We start from the raw sequence: 15,612 nt of genomic DNA, 5'->3' as shown, positions 1-15,612 counted from the left end.
GGATGCAATATGGCAGAGAAATTGGAATTTAGTCAAGAAAGAACGCTGACTTCAAAAGGAATGGTTACGGGTGCGATCATCGGAGGAGTTTTGGGGGCAGCAGCCAGTCTCTTGAATCAACCGACGGGTATTTTATTTATTCCCGGAATCGGAGCCATTACCGCAACAGTAGCAGGTGTTCTGATTGGCGGAACACTGGGTGGCATAATTGGATTTTATCTTTTACAACGCAAAGCTGCCGGACATGACTCATATGGGAATACCGGCAAAATCTCAGAGCATGTTATATCTGGTGCGGATCATGACGTAAAGCTCCAGCTTCGCAAAGAACAGTTGGATATCTCCAAGAAATGGGTACAAACAGGAGCAGTCACCATGCACAAAGAGGTTGTCACGGAGGAAAAAACAATTGTCGTGCCTGTGACCCATGAGGAACTTGTAATTGAGAAGAAAGTTTTAGATGCAGAAAATCCGGATGACAAGAGTGAACATGCAGAGACCATCCGAATTCCTATTAGCGAAGAACGCATTGAGGTCGTCAAGCATCCGACTGCTTTAGAAGATGTCGCAATTTATAAACGGCAATTCCAACAGACTGAGCATGTTGAAGAAACTTTGAAAAAAGAAAAGGTGCGTGTGGAAACTATCGGAAACGCTAAAATTATAGACAAAGAGGCGGAAAAACATTCCTGATTAATCTAATGAAAATTAATACTATTAATAAAAAAATTCCTTTGTTCCCAAAAATTTCAAATTAATTGATCAAAATTATGATCCTCGAGAAAATAGGATTAAAGATATCGCGACAGAAAAGAGGACATTTATGTATGTATTTGCATATATATCGTTAGCTATAACCGTGTTTGTTATTTGGTTTATGCCTAAACGATTGTCAAGACAAGAGATATATGTTACGTGGGGGATCATGGCAACACTTGCCCTCAGTGTTGATTTAATTTTTGGAATGGTATATGACCTTTATGATTTCGTAACGAAAGACATTCCTGTTAAAGACATTTTTTTACAAGATGCATTACCGCCATCATTTGGTGTTATTTTTCTAAACTTTATGCCTAAAAGAAGGTTACATTTTATTATTTATCTTTTTTTTGTTACGGTTTGTTCGATTTTGTATGAACTGTTATCAATCAAATTCGGCTATCTTATATATAAAGGGTGGTCTATTTGGTATTCTGTACCTTTTTATTTTATAGGTATGTTATTTTTACGGTGGCATCTATTTTTCATTAGAAACAGGTAATGTACTTGTGTCTGTACTCCCTTACCAGCTCATATCGTTTGTTAACATTTTTTAAGTACCCCTGAAAATCCTCACTTTTTCGATGAAATTTAATTTTGTTATTCAATAAACGGGTGGCGTTAAGTCAAAAACAATTATGAAAAGATCGGTTGTTTTTGCCATTTTTTTTGATAAAAAATCAACAATGAAATTTAACAAAGCCAATCATCGAAGTGGAAATAATACCACCAACGAATGAGACTAAATTCTATTTTGTATTTTTATAATAAATCTTATACATAAAATTCTAGAAAATCTTCGAAAAAGACCTCAATAAATCTATTTTTTTGTGGTAATTTAATCCATTTTTTGCTTTTTTATTTTCAGTTCATTAAATGACTATTTTAATTAAAAAAGTGAACGAAATGTCTTGTCCTGTATGGAAAGACCCCGCTGGAAACAATTTCATTATCTTTTAATAATAATTATTATATGTAATGTTGATGTAATGTATTTAATATCCCTAAAATATTGTTACATTCTTTGTTACTGATTTTGCTAGATTCATATGTTATGGTAATACAAGATAATATTTCTGGAGGTACGACAAGATGAAATTACGTAATATGAAAAAATGGTTAGTAACAGCCGCTGCCGCTTTTACATTTATGGCTGCTCAGGGTGCTGCAGAAGCATCTACGGTGGATAAAGTTCAATATGGAGAATCTATTTGGGAGCTTGCGAATAAATATGGAGTTCCCGTTACAGAAATTAAAAAAGTGAATAATAAAAAAAATGACATGTTATATATTGGTGAAAATCTGACAATTCCAACTTCTCCTTTAACACCATATGAAAAAGATTTGCTTGCTCGCTTGGTTAATGCTGAAGCGAAAGGAGAGTCTTACGCGGGGAAAGTAGCAGTAGCTACGGTCGTGTTAAATCGTGTGGAATCTAAAGATTTCCCTAATACCATAAAAGGTGTTATTTATCAAATTTCGAACGGACATTATGCTTTTACACCCGTTCAAAACGGTGCAATTAACCAACCTGCATCTGCAGAAGCTAAACGTGCAGTAAATGAAGCAATTGCTATGAAAGGATTAGGAAATGGTTCTTTATTCTTCTATAATCCGAAAACTGCCAAAAGCCATTGGATTGCATCTCGTACGGTAACAACAGTTATTGGTAATCATGTATTTGCAAAATAATAAAAGGACTCGTGTTTTTTAAGCCGTTCTCTTTTGGAGTACCCGCAGCTTTAAAAACATGTATAAAAGTAGTGCATTTCGCATATGAAATCGCACTACTTTTTTTGTGATGGGCCGTTACCGCCATGCTTGATTTTCCTGGATGTTTAATGACGGTCCATCGCGGGAGGGTGTGCCAAAAGTATATTCTTTGTACTTTTGGCACATCCTCTTTACTTAAAGTTTAAATTTGTTGATTAGTAGCTCCAAATAACGGATCCCACAATAATTAGTAAAATGAACAAGACAATGATTAACGCAAAATTGAAGTTACTTCCACCGTAGCCGGCGCCTCCATAGCCAACACCGCCATAACTTCCATATCCACAGCACATAAGTTATTCGCCTCCTGTTGAGTAGTAAGGAATTGCTGAATACCCCATCCCTCTTTTTAAGTTATGTTCATAAGAAAGAGTTTGATTGAACAAACGCATCAACCGCTAAGAAAAGTAAGCATTCGTCCAATTAAGTCAGCCATACTAAAAGCGTATGTTGTAAACATACGCTTTTAGCAATGATAGAAGGAGGTGCGTGTTGCAGAAGATGTCTATAGCGGTTACATGAGAGACTGCTATCTCTCATATTGTAAGATATGCAACATATAATAAAGGGTAATGGATAAAGGTCGATATAAAGCGTGGAATTTTTAGTAATCAATAATGATATAAAGGGACCTCTAATTTGGTCGGTATCCTTCAATTATTCATATAATATAGGAAACTGTGTATCGACTTACTGTGATTTTCTATAATCATTTTTATTCCCATTTTCTAAAAAAGGGGAGATATCATAGGTGATAAAGATTAATCAAAAGTTGATAGAGGTTAGCCAAATCGGCTACGGGATTTCATCAAGTGAAAAATCTAAAATCCTCGAACTAATGGGGAAATACAGTAAGGTTTATGAGTATGAGACAATGGAGCAGCTTGAATTTGAACTGGAGATTAGGCTTCAAATCATTCGAGCTGCTGTTTTGTTATATAAAAGCGGGGTCAAATTTGCAACCTTTAGCAGATCTAAATGTAACGAAAAATATTGGAGACTTACCGAAAAAGGAGCTTTTGTCCTCAAACCAAATGTTTTACCTCAAACTGCGATTGAAGATATCTTCCTTAATGGAAGCAAGTATGCTTTTGAATGTGCTACAGCTATAGTGATCATATTTTATAAGGCTGTTTTAGAATCGATTGATAAGGAGCAGTTTAATCGCCTTTTTTCAGGCCTTTATCTATACGATTGGCAATATGACCAGGATCTTGATCTTCGTACTCATGAGGGAACAGATTTTTTACCCGGAGATTGCGTTTACTTCAAAAATCCTGAGTATGACCCTAAAACTCCACAATGGCAAGGTGAAAACGCGATTATATTAGACGAGAATCTCTACTATGGGCATGGAATCGGGATTACAACTAGACAGGTAATCATTAATTTTTTAAATACAAAAAGAAAGAAAAATTCCAATAAATCGGCATATTTAACACATCGAATAACACGTCTGAATGTTAATTATTTAAGTCAGTTTAGATTAAAAACATTTCGTGAAAATTCTCTTATATGTCAGCATGTTTGTCATTTTTCTAATTTAATCATTTCTGAAATTGGTTCAAACACTTATCTTTTATAATTTTTTTAAAACGCGGCCTTTGAATCTTAAAAAATAGCAGCGATTAAGAAGGAGGGGATTTTTGTGTTTTCCCCTCCTTTCTGACACAGGATATGATTTTGTAGGAGGAGGTACTTGACTCCCATAAATGATTGTGAAAATTGTATAGTTTAATAAAAGGGGGTGACTCAAAAGGAGAAAAATCGCCCCTCTTGAGTCACCCCACGCAAAATGGACCGTTATATAAATCCATTAATACCAAGGGTTTTGATTGACGGTCCATTTTGCATAAAACATAAAACCCATCATTTTTTTGAACTTATGGGTCAGCCTCTTTGCCCTTTCGGTAAGCAAAGCCAACCCTTCACATTAAATAATGGAATTCAAGGGAACGTTTAATGTCACCATATGGGAAATTAATAACCGCCAAATCCCGTACAAGAACATCCTACAATGATGAGTAAAACGAATAAGACAACCACTAAAGCAAAAGCACTGCGTAGTCCATCGCCCATATTTAACACCTCCTATTGAGTAGGAAGGGATTGCTGAATATCCCATCCCTCTTTTTAAGTTATGTTCTTAAGAAAGAGTTTGATTGGACAAACTCACTAATTGATAAAGGAATTCAATATTTTTCTGTTTTTTACCAATTAATTGTACTTCTACTCATGTTCATTCATGCATACGGATATATGAGCACTAAAAAACGCAGATCTATTTCAGCTAAGCTAGAAGGTTCTCCATGTGTCAGGTGGATGCTGACTGAGAGACTGCTATCTCTCATATTGTAAGATATGCAGCATATAATAAAGGGGAATGGACAAAGGTTGATATAAAAGAGCGGAATTTTTAGCAATCCATGATCACATACAGGGATATCTAATGAATAGTCAGATGCTCCAGTTTAATAATTCCATCTGGTAAACATAATCGGTTATGGTTGTTCATAAAATGGACAAGAAGTATACCGGGGCAGAAAAGAGACGAAAATGGAGGCTGACGGTGAAGGTGTTAAAAAAAAGAAAGGGAAATAATAAACTATTAACAACTATAATATATAGACTACTGATAACCTATGGCCATTTAGCATGCGGGGCTATTATTCAAGGAATAGGAATGGCGTTATTTCTATTTCCCAATGCCATTCCATCAGGCGGGGCAGCTGGAATAGCGATCCTCTTAAATTATTGGCTGCATCTTTCACTTGGTTTTTCTTTATGGTTTGTTAATTTTATTTCACTTACCATAGCCATCAAATATTTTGGTTATGAATGGACATTTCGAACAATGTTTTCAGTAACGATTACTTCTCTCACCGTCAGTTGGGTTAGTGCTTTTTGGCATATCCCCCACATTAATATAGGAATGGATATACTATTTGGTGCCCTGTTATTTGGCATCGGTGTTGGGATTTTAATTCGGAATGGTGCTTCTAGCGGGGGACTGGTAATCCTCGCTCTCATTATTGCGGGCCATAAAAAGTGGTCACCTGGAAAAGCAATGTTTTGGGTAAACATGTCTGTATTTATACTAACCGCTTTAGTGATTGATATAAAAATTGTATTATTTGCAACCATTTGCCAACTGTTATCGACTAGGATTATCGATTTCGTACATAACTTCAGAATTGGGCATACTCTTTTGCCAAATATGGGATGGAGGAAAAGATAAATGGAACTAATACCTGAGTCCACAAATTTAAAAGACTATTTGGAAGAATTAGATGTGGTTAATTACACTCATCCTTTAATTAAGGAAAAGATTAATGAATTGTTTAATGATGAGCAGTCAGAAATTGAAAAGGTCAAAGTTGCTTTTCACTTTGTACGGGACAAGATTTCCCATTCTTGGGATATCCAAAGCAAAAGAGTTACTTGTAAAGCCTCCGAGGTTCTTAAATATCAGGAAGGCATCTGTTATGCAAAATCTAATTTGTTAGCAGCCTTACTAAGGCCAGTAGGGATCCCAACAGGTTTTTGTTATCAACGGTTAATGATATTTGATACACCTGATAAGGGTTATTCTCTTCATACACTTAATGGAGTTTTCCTTGAATCATTGAATCGATGGATACGTATAGATGCGCGCGGAAACAAACCAGGAGTACAAGCAGAATTTTCTACACATGAAGAAATCTTAGCATTTTCAATTCAAGCAGGGTTTGACGAAAAAGATTATCCCATCATTTATACTAAACCTAATTCCAAAACTATTGCTGCTCTAGAAGCAAATACGGATGCGTTAGAAATGTATAAGCATCATTTACCAGATTATTTATAAATATTCAACTGCTGTAATATGACTCTACATAACTTGTTGAACGGGGGGAGCTAGTTGAATAACAACCAAATAGGAATCTGATTTCTCAAACAATATAACAATATTTCTATATGAAAAATTTTCTTCAAGAAATCAGGGATATATACCTGAACTATATGATAGATAAGGGGATGATTCTTAGGAAAAAAGCGACGCTTTACGCCGCTTTTCTTTTTTAGTATGCTGTTTAAGATTTTGTATAATTGAGATCCCCAATCACTCCAAAGCAATCCTTGACTTTAGCAAATTTTGCTCCCCAGAATGTATCCTGTAATTCCATTAAAACAGAACCTCTCTGACTTAATGCATGATATAACTTTTGAATTTCTTCTTCACTTTCCATTTCAAGTGCTAATGAAATGTGATTTCCAACCTCAATCGACTGACCTGGAAATGCATCGGACACCATGATAAATAAATGATCTTTTTTAAATTGGGCATGCATAATTCTGTCATCAACTTCTCGAGGAGTCGGATAATCTGCCTCACCAAAGGTTTGGATACCTAATATTTCTCCCTCGAATACCTCTTTATAGTACTCCAATGCTTCTCTAGCATTGCCATCGAATGTAAGATAAGGGGTTGCTTGATGTTTCATTTGTAACACTCCTTTGATATTTTTCTCTCTTTTTTTCCTTTTTTATAAAACTTACAATTTAACTGTTATATTCAGACTCAGCAACGTTTTTCACTCGATTGACAAAGTCAACAGCTACTACAATCAATCCCGAGACGGTCATTGCTTTACAAAACGGCGGCGGAGTTCGTGCTACCATTCAACCGGGTGACATTACTTTAGACGAAGTCTTTCAAGTTATGCCTTTTGGAAACTCACTTGGAATCTTGGATTTAACGGGTGCAGAAATTAGAGAAGCACTTGAACTTAGTGTAAAGGATGCACCTAATCCTTTTGGCGGATTCCTTCAAGTGTCCGGTCTTAAATTTACCTATGACAGCAGAAAGCCAGTCGGTGAAAAAGTTATAACAGTAGAAGTGAAAGAAAAAGACGGAAACTATGTACCGCTTGACGATGCCAAACATTACTTCGTGGCAACAAACACGTTTACCGCTAAAGGCGGGGATGGATATACGATGTTTAAGAAAGCGTATGAAGAAGGGCGGCTTAGCGAACCAGGATTTGTAGACTGGGAAATGTTCAGAGACTATTTAACAACTAACCCGAATGCAGTGCCGACGGTAGAGGGGCGCATTGTTGATGTAGCATTAAATTAATAGAAGGGAGGCTAACGATGGGAAGAAATTTTCCAATTGAAGAAGTACGAAATCAATTTTCGGCTTTAAAAAGAATGTAGCCGCTAACTAAGGAAACAACCGACTTTTAAAAAAAGGATAGCCGCTGGTTCGTGCGGCTATCCTCTTTTAGTAATATGTAATAAAACGGACCACGAAGCCGCAGCAACTACAAACATGCAGATGAGAGTTCAGGGTTCTTGAGTTTGATTGGACTGTTGCAGAACAATTTGTTGGGCGGGCATTAATATGTTATGATCATAAATCTTTTGTGCTAACAATTCTTTCGCTTCTTGTGCCGCTGATAGATAGTCGGTATCGTTGACAGTCGCTGTAATGGAAAATTTATATCCAATCGGGCTCACGTCCAACGAATGTAAGCCGTACAATTGATATTCTTCTATAAATTCACCTGTTAGTCTGTCCACTTTTAAGTAATCTTTTTGTTTGTCATTTAACTCATGACAAACTTCTTGTAAAAGCTCTTTTACTCTGCTGGGATTTTCATTGAAAGAAACAATGACACTTTCAAATACCCGTCTTTTTTCTACCGAACCATTGACCATCTTTCGAATTTCCCCGTTAGGAATGGTGACTAATTTTCCGTTAACCAGGCGAATTTTCACCACTCTGAATCCCAATTCTTCTACTGTTCCTCCTTCAGGCTCACCATTTATATTCACAAAGTCACCCTTTTGAATGGTCTGCTCAAAAATCATGAACATACCGCTCAATAAATCGTTGATGACTTTTTGAGCACCAAAACCGATGACGGCCGCGATGATTCCTCCAGCGAGCATCACTTCTTTTAAGTTGCCCACAAACGGCTGAATAGCAGCGATTAAAACCACTACAAACAGCACATAGTTCGAAGTGTTTCGAACGACGCTTTCAATCGTTTGTTCCTTCTTTTCATCGAGGAAATGGGTTCGTTTAAATGTTTGATGCAAAAGAAATCGGAGGACCCCGATGACCAGATAAGCTGCTGCAGCGGTCAGAAATAGAGAAAGAAGATAGTCTTTTACTTCTCCCCAGTCTATTTCAAAAAATTCCACGATGATTTTTGTTATTTCTCTCATGTATCATCCTCCATTTTCTAATCTCCCTTAACACAAGCATATTATAGCGTCTTTTTCCCCATTTTGTGAAAGAATGTGTAAGAAGATCTTTTTTTTGGAGAAATAAAGTAGGATGAGAATAGAGGAGGATTTAAATAGGCCCGTCCTTTCTCTCGCGCTTATAAAACGAACGGTTAATGATTAAAATGAAGGTACAGGAGTGATCGCATGGATGCAAACTTAAAAAAACTGAAGAAAGTAAAACGAATCCGAGAGAGGTTTGAATTAATGGACTCGGTGGAAGCGGGAAAATTTTATACTGCTTTTGATCAGGAACAAACCCTTCGGACCCTCTTGCAGCAATTAAAAGGAACCATCAATAAAAAAGAGCGATTATATGAAAACGAAAGCGGACTTGAAGAGGCGAATCGATTGGCCGGCCAAATAAAAGAGAGGATTCGAGAAGTCTCAAAAGGGATGTTAGAGGAATTCAATCAGCATTACCGAACGGATTTTACATTGGAAGAAATCATAAGAGACCATGAAAACTTTTATTATTCCGAAGGGCTCATGGCTATCATTAGACGAAAAAACCTCTTGCAGCACGTCTTTAATAAAGAGATAAGCACCATTCTTCCATCACACCCAAAAGATGAATTTCCTGAAACAAGGAAACTGAAACGAAGTTTTGTCATTCATGCCGGGCCAACAAACTCCGGGAAAACACATCATGCTCTTCAACAGTTAAAGAAGGCGCAAAACGGACTATATCTTGCCCCTTTGAGACTTCTGGCGCTTGAAGTGTATGAACGGCTAAACGCGGAAGGGGTTCGCTGCAATCTCGTTACAGGTGAAGAGGAAATTAGCCATCCTCGTGTTCGCCATACATCTTGTACGATCGAGAAGGCCGATTTCTCACGAATCCATGATATGGTGGTCATTGATGAGGCCCAAATGATCGGGGATGCTCAAAGAGGAAATGCCTGGACGAAAGCCATTTTAGGAATCCGGGCGAAGGAAATTCATATATGCTGTTCTCCGATTGCCTTACCAATCATCCAGAAGCTTTTAGATGATTGCGAAGATGACTATGTGATAGAGGAACACGAGCGCCAAACCCCTCTCGTATTTGAAAATCGACCGTTTCGCTTCCCGAGAGACGTAAAAAAGGGGGATGCTTTAATCGTATTTTCTCGGAAAATGGTTCTTCAAGTAGCAGCCTCTCTCGCTGATCAGAAACTTAGTGCGAGTGTTATTTACGGTAATTTACCTCCTGATACCCGAAGGAGGCAAGTGGAGCGATTTCTAAGCGGCAAAACAGATGTGGTCGTAGCGACCGATGCCATTGGAATGGGGCTGAATTTACCGATTAAACGGGTCGTATTTTTAGAAACGGAGAAATTTGATGGAGAAGAACATCGTCCGCTGCGTGTGCAAGAAGTGAAACAAATCGCTGGAAGAGCGGGACGAAAAGGGATATATGAAGAAGGATTCGTGAATACATTTACGAGGAGAACACTCATTAAGTCATCGCTTTCAAAAGGTGAATCTTCTCTTCAATCGGTGTATTTGGCTCCCATGGAGGAAACCATCCTGCAGTTACCCTTCGGGACACTTGAGGAGCGTTTGCGGGCATGGGCAGATTATGAGATTGAAGTACCTTATTTTGAAAAAACAGACATCAGCACACAATTGGATTTGCTAGTGTATGCGAAAAGTTTCGAAAATGTCTTAACGAACGAACAACTCTATAAAGCAATCCACATTCCATTTTCTGAACGAAATGACATCCTTGTGTCTCAGTGGCTGAAATATTTGGATGAACTGTCTGAACATGAATCGTCTTTATCGAAACCATATCCAAGAAGCAAGGATTTAGCGGGGCTTGAAACGTATTTTAAGGCGCTTGATTTGTACTACTCGTTTTCCAAAATGTTTCATCTCGATATGGATTATACATGGATTGAAGAAGAGCGAGATCATATATCAAAAGAAATCCATCGGTTATTGACAACCAAAATCAAACATTACCGAAAAAAATGTTCCTCCTGCCGAAAACCATTGCCATGGAATGCGATACACGGAATTTGCGATAAATGTTATGGCGGCAGGTGGGAGAATGATTGGTGAAGAAGGGGTATTATACCGGAGTCTTTCTTAAAAAATTGAATGGAAATCAGTCCTCCTTTTTGTTTGTTTTATGATACATAAGGGTTAAATTGGATAAATCATACAACAGGAAGGAGATGTCCATGAACAGGGATGAATTTCGTTTTTTTAATCGACAGCGAGATGTTTATATTGATTACATATTAAACAAGTATCCGGAACGAGAGTTTGGAGAGAAACGGAAACAGCTTCTCATGAAATTAGAACAATGGTATAATGTCGCCGTAAAAAAATTCAGTGCAGGTGTGTATATGAATTTGCCGAATGAACGTTAACTTCGTTCGACTGTTTCTGCTGAAAACATGTTACCCGGTTGTAAAAAGTCATTTTGTTAGAGTTTGAGTGTACAATATAAGAAGTGACCGGGCAGTTTAACTGAAGAGTTTGAAACTAAACAAATTTTTAAACGTATCTATTATGGAATCTTGTAAAAAATAATTTTTTCACGAAAGAAGGTTTCAGCCATATGTGGACATCGACCATCGGATTACTACGTGGAATTGGTATTATTGAAGGAATTTCTTATTTAGTTTTACTTTTTATCGCTATGCCGCTTAAGTATTTTGCCAATCTTCCTATTTTTGTTCAGATCTTTGGAATGGCACACGGTATATTGTTTGTTCTTTTCGTCCTAATGTTGCTTATTGTATGGTTTAGGCATGGTTGGTCTTTAATTCGTGTTTTAGGCGCTTTTATGGCATCACTGCTGCCGTTCGGTACTTTCGTGCTAGACGCCCGTTTGCGAAAAGAATTGTAATTTATGTGCGGTAGACAGAGCCGGGAACTAAATGGATTGAAAGGACCCTTAAACAAACTTATTAAAGATGTTGAAAAATTGTAATAAAATATCTTTGAAAAGCAAGTGTAATATTTATCTTTTTTAAATGTAATTCCAATATAAATGAACGGGTACTTGATTTTAACACTGGGGTTACTGCGTTAGCTCTTTTTCTTCTTCAACGAACGGGGCATTAGTAAAAAATTATAGAAGGTGATCGGATAAATATGAGTATTAAAGGTTGGCACCGCTTAGGAATGCCGCTATATCTTCAGCATTTCTATACCATTCTTTGTTTAGCTGATTCACCAAGGCTTCCTTTCCGGTGTTTGATAGATTTTAAGATTTTGACTCCAACTAAAATCACCCCGTCCTTCCTAGTAAACTATGCAATTTGTTTCTTTATTCAAAATAAATCTTCATAATCCATTCCCTTCAAAAAGGGCATTTACTCATTCCCGTGATCATCGAGATGCTGTTATGCTTCATTGACAGAGTTATCAACAATTTCATAAAGTAGGTGTTGTGCTATTTAGCCGCCGCGGTCATATTTATCGCAATCATAAAGCACGGTTAATTTAAATTGTGTTATAATAGTCGTATTGAATGACGGAGGGGATTTTCGTTGGAGAAAACGTTACAAGCCATTCTCGAATCGCTAAACCGCATTGAAGATCGACTGGTCGGCGTTGAACAGCGTTTGGATCGATTAGAAGAAGGACAGGTGAGAATTGAAAGTAAAATCGCAGGCATTCCGGAAAGTTACGAGAATTTAGAGCAATTCGTCGGCAAGCAGCAACGGATTATTGACGAATTAGCAGCTCGTTCCGTTGAGTATGGCGTTGAAATTAAAACGTTAAATAAAGTAGTGCGAAATCAATAAGGCGGGCGGATAGCTTCGCCTTTTTTCGTTCCAAGAACCGGCAAAGATGTCGATTACGATGATTTCTAGTCGATGTGACGGGAAGAAAGTAAAGATATTAAAGAGTGTGTTAAAGAATCATTTTACCTTAACAAAGTATATTTTCTATCTTAGTCCATTAGAAAGTAAAGGAGTGTTAGTATGCGTCGTAAATATAAAAAATCATTTAAAGAACTGGTGCAAGAGAATAAACAAGAATTACTTAGTGATAAACAAGCGCTAGAAAAAATTGGAAAACGTATAGAGAAACGCCATGAACTTAAAAAGCTAGCTTAACAGAGCTAGCTTTCTTGTATTTTTATAAAAACAGTTTACGTAACACCCGTTATTGGAAGTTAGTGAAAACAGAAGAAGATCCTAATTATGATCTATGTGAGTCCCAGGGATGATTTGTTGTTAAAAACGCGGCTAACTCTTTACTTTTTTGCTTTCTTTCTTTGCGCATTCTTGCTCGCTCTGGTGCGGTTTCATGTAATTTTCTCTCTTCTTCTGTTTCCGGAATGACTTCCGGAACACGTGCGGGACGTTTATGTTGATCAAGTGCGACAAATGTTAATAGGGCAGTCGCTGCAATTTTACACTCACCACTTATTAAATCTTCGGCAATAATCTTTACGAAAACCTCCATTGATGATGTGCCTGTCCATGTCACATACGATTCAAAACAGACTGAATCTGTTGGTCGAACGGGATGTAAAAAGTCGACTGAATCTGTTGAAGCAGTTACACATTCTCTTCGACTGTGACGCGCTGCAGAAATAGACGCGACTTGATCCACATCACTCATTAGTCGACCACCAAATAATGTATTGTGATTGTTTACATCGTTTGGGAATACACGACTTGTTCGTATAACTCGTGATTCTTTACAATATTTTGCTTCCATATATATGTCCCCCTAAATTATATAAACCTCTTGGCATGAAAACATAAGTATTCTAGAAGGTAATATCGATGAAACCTTTCTTATGAAACTTTTACCTTCTAAATAATAAAGACCCTGGATCTTCCAATAGCTCTTTTACAATGGTCAGGAAGGAATTGCTTCTTTTCCGTCTACGATTCGGTGCTTGTAACGCAGAGCAATATACATCCTCGGGCGGTTTTCAAGGTTCTCGTCTAAACCGCGAATGTTGTAAAAATAGGCATAAAAAAATAGTGTAGACACTGAACATTTTGGCATCCCTTATTAAATAAAGTAATGCTACTTCTTAGTTATAGCTTAGATTCAATATATGGAGGTGAACGCACAGGACGATGCATCTCCAATATAACTAAGGCATAAGCAAATACTCCGATTCCAATATTCATACCTATTACTATGAGCAACCGAAGAAACTTCTGTAGTTTTCTCTTTCTAGGAAACTTTGAAAGCTGAATAACATTGCTCATAAAATATCCCCTATTTCTTTTAATTATACTAAATTTTCAAAATATTAAAATGATAAAACTTTAAAATCACCTAATTTTTTGAGTAATATCAATAGGTTTAAGCCATTGTTAATATGCAGGCCAATAAAAAACCAACTCCTCAAATGAAGGAATTGGTTTTGTCAGGGCACATTTCATCTAGCTATTCCATTATGTTTACTGATTGATTCTTTGCTCTCTTTTATGCAGGATTGCATCATTGATAAGAATCCCTTCATTTTTTATCAAATTCAAAACCCACCTATCCATACGGATGTACAGCATATGAGGCTTTATAGCAAAGAAAAAGGCAGAACGGCTAATGAAGCTGTTCTGCCTTTTTCGATAAGCCAATAGTAGGAACGATTTTTCGATCACGCTTGAATAAACGGAAAGGATATTATGATAATTGGTAAACGCAAACCTTTTTTGAACTCATCAACCGATACAAAAAAGCTCCAAAATGATGAGAATGTATTTAAAGCGTTCCAAGAAAAGTATAAAGGGCAGTACACAAAATAGAAACTTTACTGTTGAAATACCGGGAGGATAGTTTACCCATTAGTCCGAACAAAAGTAAAGAAGGACAAAAATCAAAGAAAACAGTGCAAAATTAATAGGGGAAGTGACCTAAAGCGACCTTGTTCCTCCTTATTAGAGTGACAAGGTCGCTTACACAATTCTTTCAATTTTTAGACTTCTTCTTAATCTTATTTGTTATGCACGACCACGATTATTACCCATTCTTCTCATAACAAAGCTTACAATCAAGGCTAAAAGGACTGCACCAATAATGGCTGGGATAAGCTCAAAGCCACCAACTTCCGGTCCAAAGTCCCCAAAGATAGCTGTTCCTAACCATGCTCCAATGAAACCGGCGATAATATTTCCAATAATACCTCCTGGAATATCGCGACCTGTTAACAGGCTTGCTACCCAACCAATAATGCCGCCGATAATTAAGCTCCATATGAATGACATAGATTATAACCTCCTTTTGGAATAATATCGTTTATTTGTTTTTACCCAAAAAGGAGGTAATCTATTCATGGAACATTAGTTTATTTAACTGAGGCTGACTCGTTTTTTAAAAGAATTTTGGGAGCAAAAGGGGCAGGGGCATGAATGGATTAAGAAAGGGGATACATCTTTTGGAATGACTAGGTTAGTCCATACAGCCTTGCTTGGTTTTCTTAAAATCGGCAATAGAAAAGGCATGTACAGATGAAAGGTACATGCCTTTTCTTCACTGAATCAGGATGGCAGTTCCGCTTCTTCTAAGGGAGAAGGAGATACCGCTGTTCGGAAGGCTTCTATTCGTTTAATGTGATGCTCTTTTATATCAAGAACCTTGAATTCATATCCATCCAATGACAGGGATTCGCCTTTCTTGAGATCAAATTTCCGAGTGAGCATCCAACCACCGAGCGTATTCACATCTTCTTCTTCAATCTTGGTTCCCAATAAATCATTGACTTCGTCAATTAAAACTTTGGAGTCAAAGATATAATGGTTCTCCTTTATTTTTTGAATTTCAGGTATTTCATCGACGTCGAACTCATCCCGAATTTCACCCACGATTTCCTCCAAGATATCCTCTACTGTT

At 37.2% G+C, this 15,612-nt stretch carries 19 protein-coding genes and 1 pseudogene; 12 read left to right on the top strand and 8 right to left on the bottom strand.

All coding sequences use genetic code 11. From position 1 onward, the window contains the following. Positions 1-9: 9 nt before the first annotated feature. From ACFOU2_RS21845 to ACFOU2_RS21835, 3 genes are all read left to right on the top strand, one after another. On the top strand, positions 10-693 hold the full coding sequence (locus ACFOU2_RS21845) for a YsnF/AvaK domain-containing protein (protein ID WP_377918390.1): 684 nt from the start codon (positions 10-12) through the stop codon (positions 691-693). 130 nt (positions 694-823) lie between these two features. Beyond that, a complete protein-coding gene (locus ACFOU2_RS21840) occupies positions 824-1,261 on the top strand; it encodes a hypothetical protein (protein ID WP_377918389.1) in 438 nt (145 codons plus the stop codon). Positions 1,262-1,851: 590 nt separating this feature from the next. Beyond that, on the top strand, positions 1,852-2,451 hold the full coding sequence (locus tag ACFOU2_RS21835) for a cell wall hydrolase (RefSeq protein WP_377918388.1): 600 nt from the start codon (positions 1,852-1,854) through the stop codon (positions 2,449-2,451). Between the two features lie 236 nt (positions 2,452-2,687). Here the strand turns inward: ACFOU2_RS21835 and yjcZ are convergent, their stop codons facing one another. Beyond that, positions 2,688-2,825, bottom strand: a complete 138-nt coding sequence (gene yjcZ, locus ACFOU2_RS21830; protein ID WP_377918387.1) for a sporulation protein YjcZ — start codon at positions 2,823-2,825, stop codon at positions 2,688-2,690. Positions 2,826-3,283: 458 nt separating this feature from the next. On the opposite strand from yjcZ, the gene ACFOU2_RS21825 reads away from it, so the two are divergent. Beyond that, complete coding sequence (locus ACFOU2_RS21825) at positions 3,284-4,117, top strand: protein-glutamine gamma-glutamyltransferase (protein WP_377918386.1); 834 nt, start codon at positions 3,284-3,286, stop codon at positions 4,115-4,117. A 395-nt stretch (positions 4,118-4,512) separates the two neighbouring features. Here the strand turns inward: ACFOU2_RS21825 and ACFOU2_RS21820 are convergent, their stop codons facing one another. Continuing rightward, a complete protein-coding gene (locus ACFOU2_RS21820) occupies positions 4,513-4,611 on the bottom strand; it encodes a YjcZ family sporulation protein (protein ID WP_377918385.1) in 99 nt (32 codons plus the stop codon). Positions 4,612-5,101: 490 nt separating this feature from the next. Here ACFOU2_RS21820 and ACFOU2_RS21815 point away from each other — a divergent pair, with 490 nt between their 5' ends. Then, the gene (locus tag ACFOU2_RS21815; RefSeq protein ID WP_377918384.1) at positions 5,102-5,770 is read left to right on the top strand and encodes a YitT family protein; all 669 of its coding nucleotides are present in this window, start codon (positions 5,102-5,104) and stop codon (positions 5,768-5,770) included. After that, the gene (locus ACFOU2_RS21810) at positions 5,771-6,379 is read left to right on the top strand and encodes a transglutaminase-like domain-containing protein (protein ID WP_377918383.1); all 609 of its coding nucleotides are present in this window, start codon (positions 5,771-5,773) and stop codon (positions 6,377-6,379) included. It abuts the gene before it with no gap. A 226-nt stretch (positions 6,380-6,605) separates the two neighbouring features. On the opposite strand, the gene ACFOU2_RS21805 is transcribed toward ACFOU2_RS21810, so the two are convergent. Then, complete coding sequence (locus ACFOU2_RS21805; RefSeq protein WP_377918382.1) at positions 6,606-7,016, bottom strand: VOC family protein; 411 nt, start codon at positions 7,014-7,016, stop codon at positions 6,606-6,608. Positions 7,017-7,114: 98 nt separating this feature from the next. Between ACFOU2_RS21805 and ACFOU2_RS21800 the strand changes: the two genes are divergently transcribed. Further along, entirely contained in the window at positions 7,115-7,651 is a 537-nt protein-coding gene (locus tag ACFOU2_RS21800) for a 5'-nucleotidase C-terminal domain-containing protein (RefSeq protein ID WP_377918381.1), read from the top strand. Between the two features lie 209 nt (positions 7,652-7,860). Here ACFOU2_RS21800 and ACFOU2_RS21795 read toward each other — a convergent pair whose 3' ends face one another. Continuing rightward, on the bottom strand, positions 7,861-8,748 hold the full coding sequence (locus tag ACFOU2_RS21795) for a mechanosensitive ion channel family protein (protein ID WP_377918380.1): 888 nt from the start codon (positions 8,746-8,748) through the stop codon (positions 7,861-7,863). A 207-nt stretch (positions 8,749-8,955) separates the two neighbouring features. Between ACFOU2_RS21795 and ACFOU2_RS21790 the strand changes: the two genes are divergently transcribed. The 5 genes from ACFOU2_RS21790 (at position 8,956) to ACFOU2_RS21770 (ending at position 12,872) form a co-directional block, all read left to right on the top strand. Beyond that, positions 8,956-10,857 (top strand): helicase-related protein, encoded by a 1,902-nt coding sequence (locus ACFOU2_RS21790; RefSeq protein WP_377918379.1) that lies wholly within the window; start codon positions 8,956-8,958, stop codon positions 10,855-10,857. A 122-nt stretch (positions 10,858-10,979) separates the two neighbouring features. Beyond that, positions 10,980-11,171, top strand: a complete 192-nt coding sequence (locus ACFOU2_RS21785; protein ID WP_377918378.1) for a hypothetical protein — start codon at positions 10,980-10,982, stop codon at positions 11,169-11,171. A gap of 191 nt (positions 11,172-11,362) precedes the next feature. Then, positions 11,363-11,653 (top strand): DUF3817 domain-containing protein, encoded by a 291-nt coding sequence (locus ACFOU2_RS21780; RefSeq protein WP_377918377.1) that lies wholly within the window; start codon positions 11,363-11,365, stop codon positions 11,651-11,653. 646 nt (positions 11,654-12,299) lie between these two features. Further along, entirely contained in the window at positions 12,300-12,557 is a 258-nt protein-coding gene (locus ACFOU2_RS21775; protein WP_377918376.1) for a hypothetical protein, read from the top strand. Positions 12,558-12,737: 180 nt separating this feature from the next. Beyond that, positions 12,738-12,872, top strand: coding sequence for an FbpB family small basic protein (locus ACFOU2_RS21770; protein WP_377918375.1), 135 nt, complete (start codon positions 12,738-12,740; stop codon positions 12,870-12,872). Between the two features lie 85 nt (positions 12,873-12,957). Here ACFOU2_RS21770 and ACFOU2_RS21765 read toward each other — a convergent pair whose 3' ends face one another. From ACFOU2_RS21765 to ACFOU2_RS21750, 4 genes and pseudogenes are all read right to left on the bottom strand, one after another. Continuing rightward, positions 12,958-13,482 (bottom strand): acyl-CoA thioesterase, encoded by a 525-nt coding sequence (locus ACFOU2_RS21765; RefSeq protein ID WP_377918374.1) that lies wholly within the window; start codon positions 13,480-13,482, stop codon positions 12,958-12,960. Between the two features lie 91 nt (positions 13,483-13,573). Continuing rightward, positions 13,574-13,716: pseudogene (locus tag ACFOU2_RS21760) on the bottom strand (2-oxo acid dehydrogenase subunit E2); the annotation flags it as partial. A gap of 1,007 nt (positions 13,717-14,723) precedes the next feature. Beyond that, a complete protein-coding gene (locus tag ACFOU2_RS21755) occupies positions 14,724-14,987 on the bottom strand; it encodes a GlsB/YeaQ/YmgE family stress response membrane protein (protein WP_377918373.1) in 264 nt (87 codons plus the stop codon). Positions 14,988-15,260: 273 nt separating this feature from the next. Continuing rightward, a partial coding sequence (locus tag ACFOU2_RS21750) for a transporter associated domain-containing protein (protein WP_377918372.1) occupies positions 15,261-15,612 on the bottom strand: 352 nt, incomplete at its 5' end.

The organism is Bacillus songklensis (assembly GCF_042649685.1).
Lineage (GTDB): Bacteria > Bacillota > Bacilli > Bacillales > Bacillaceae_H > Bacillus_BA > Bacillus_BA songklensis.
The sequence above is the reverse complement of the archived record's forward strand: the minus strand, read 5'-3'. Positions and strand labels throughout refer to the sequence as shown.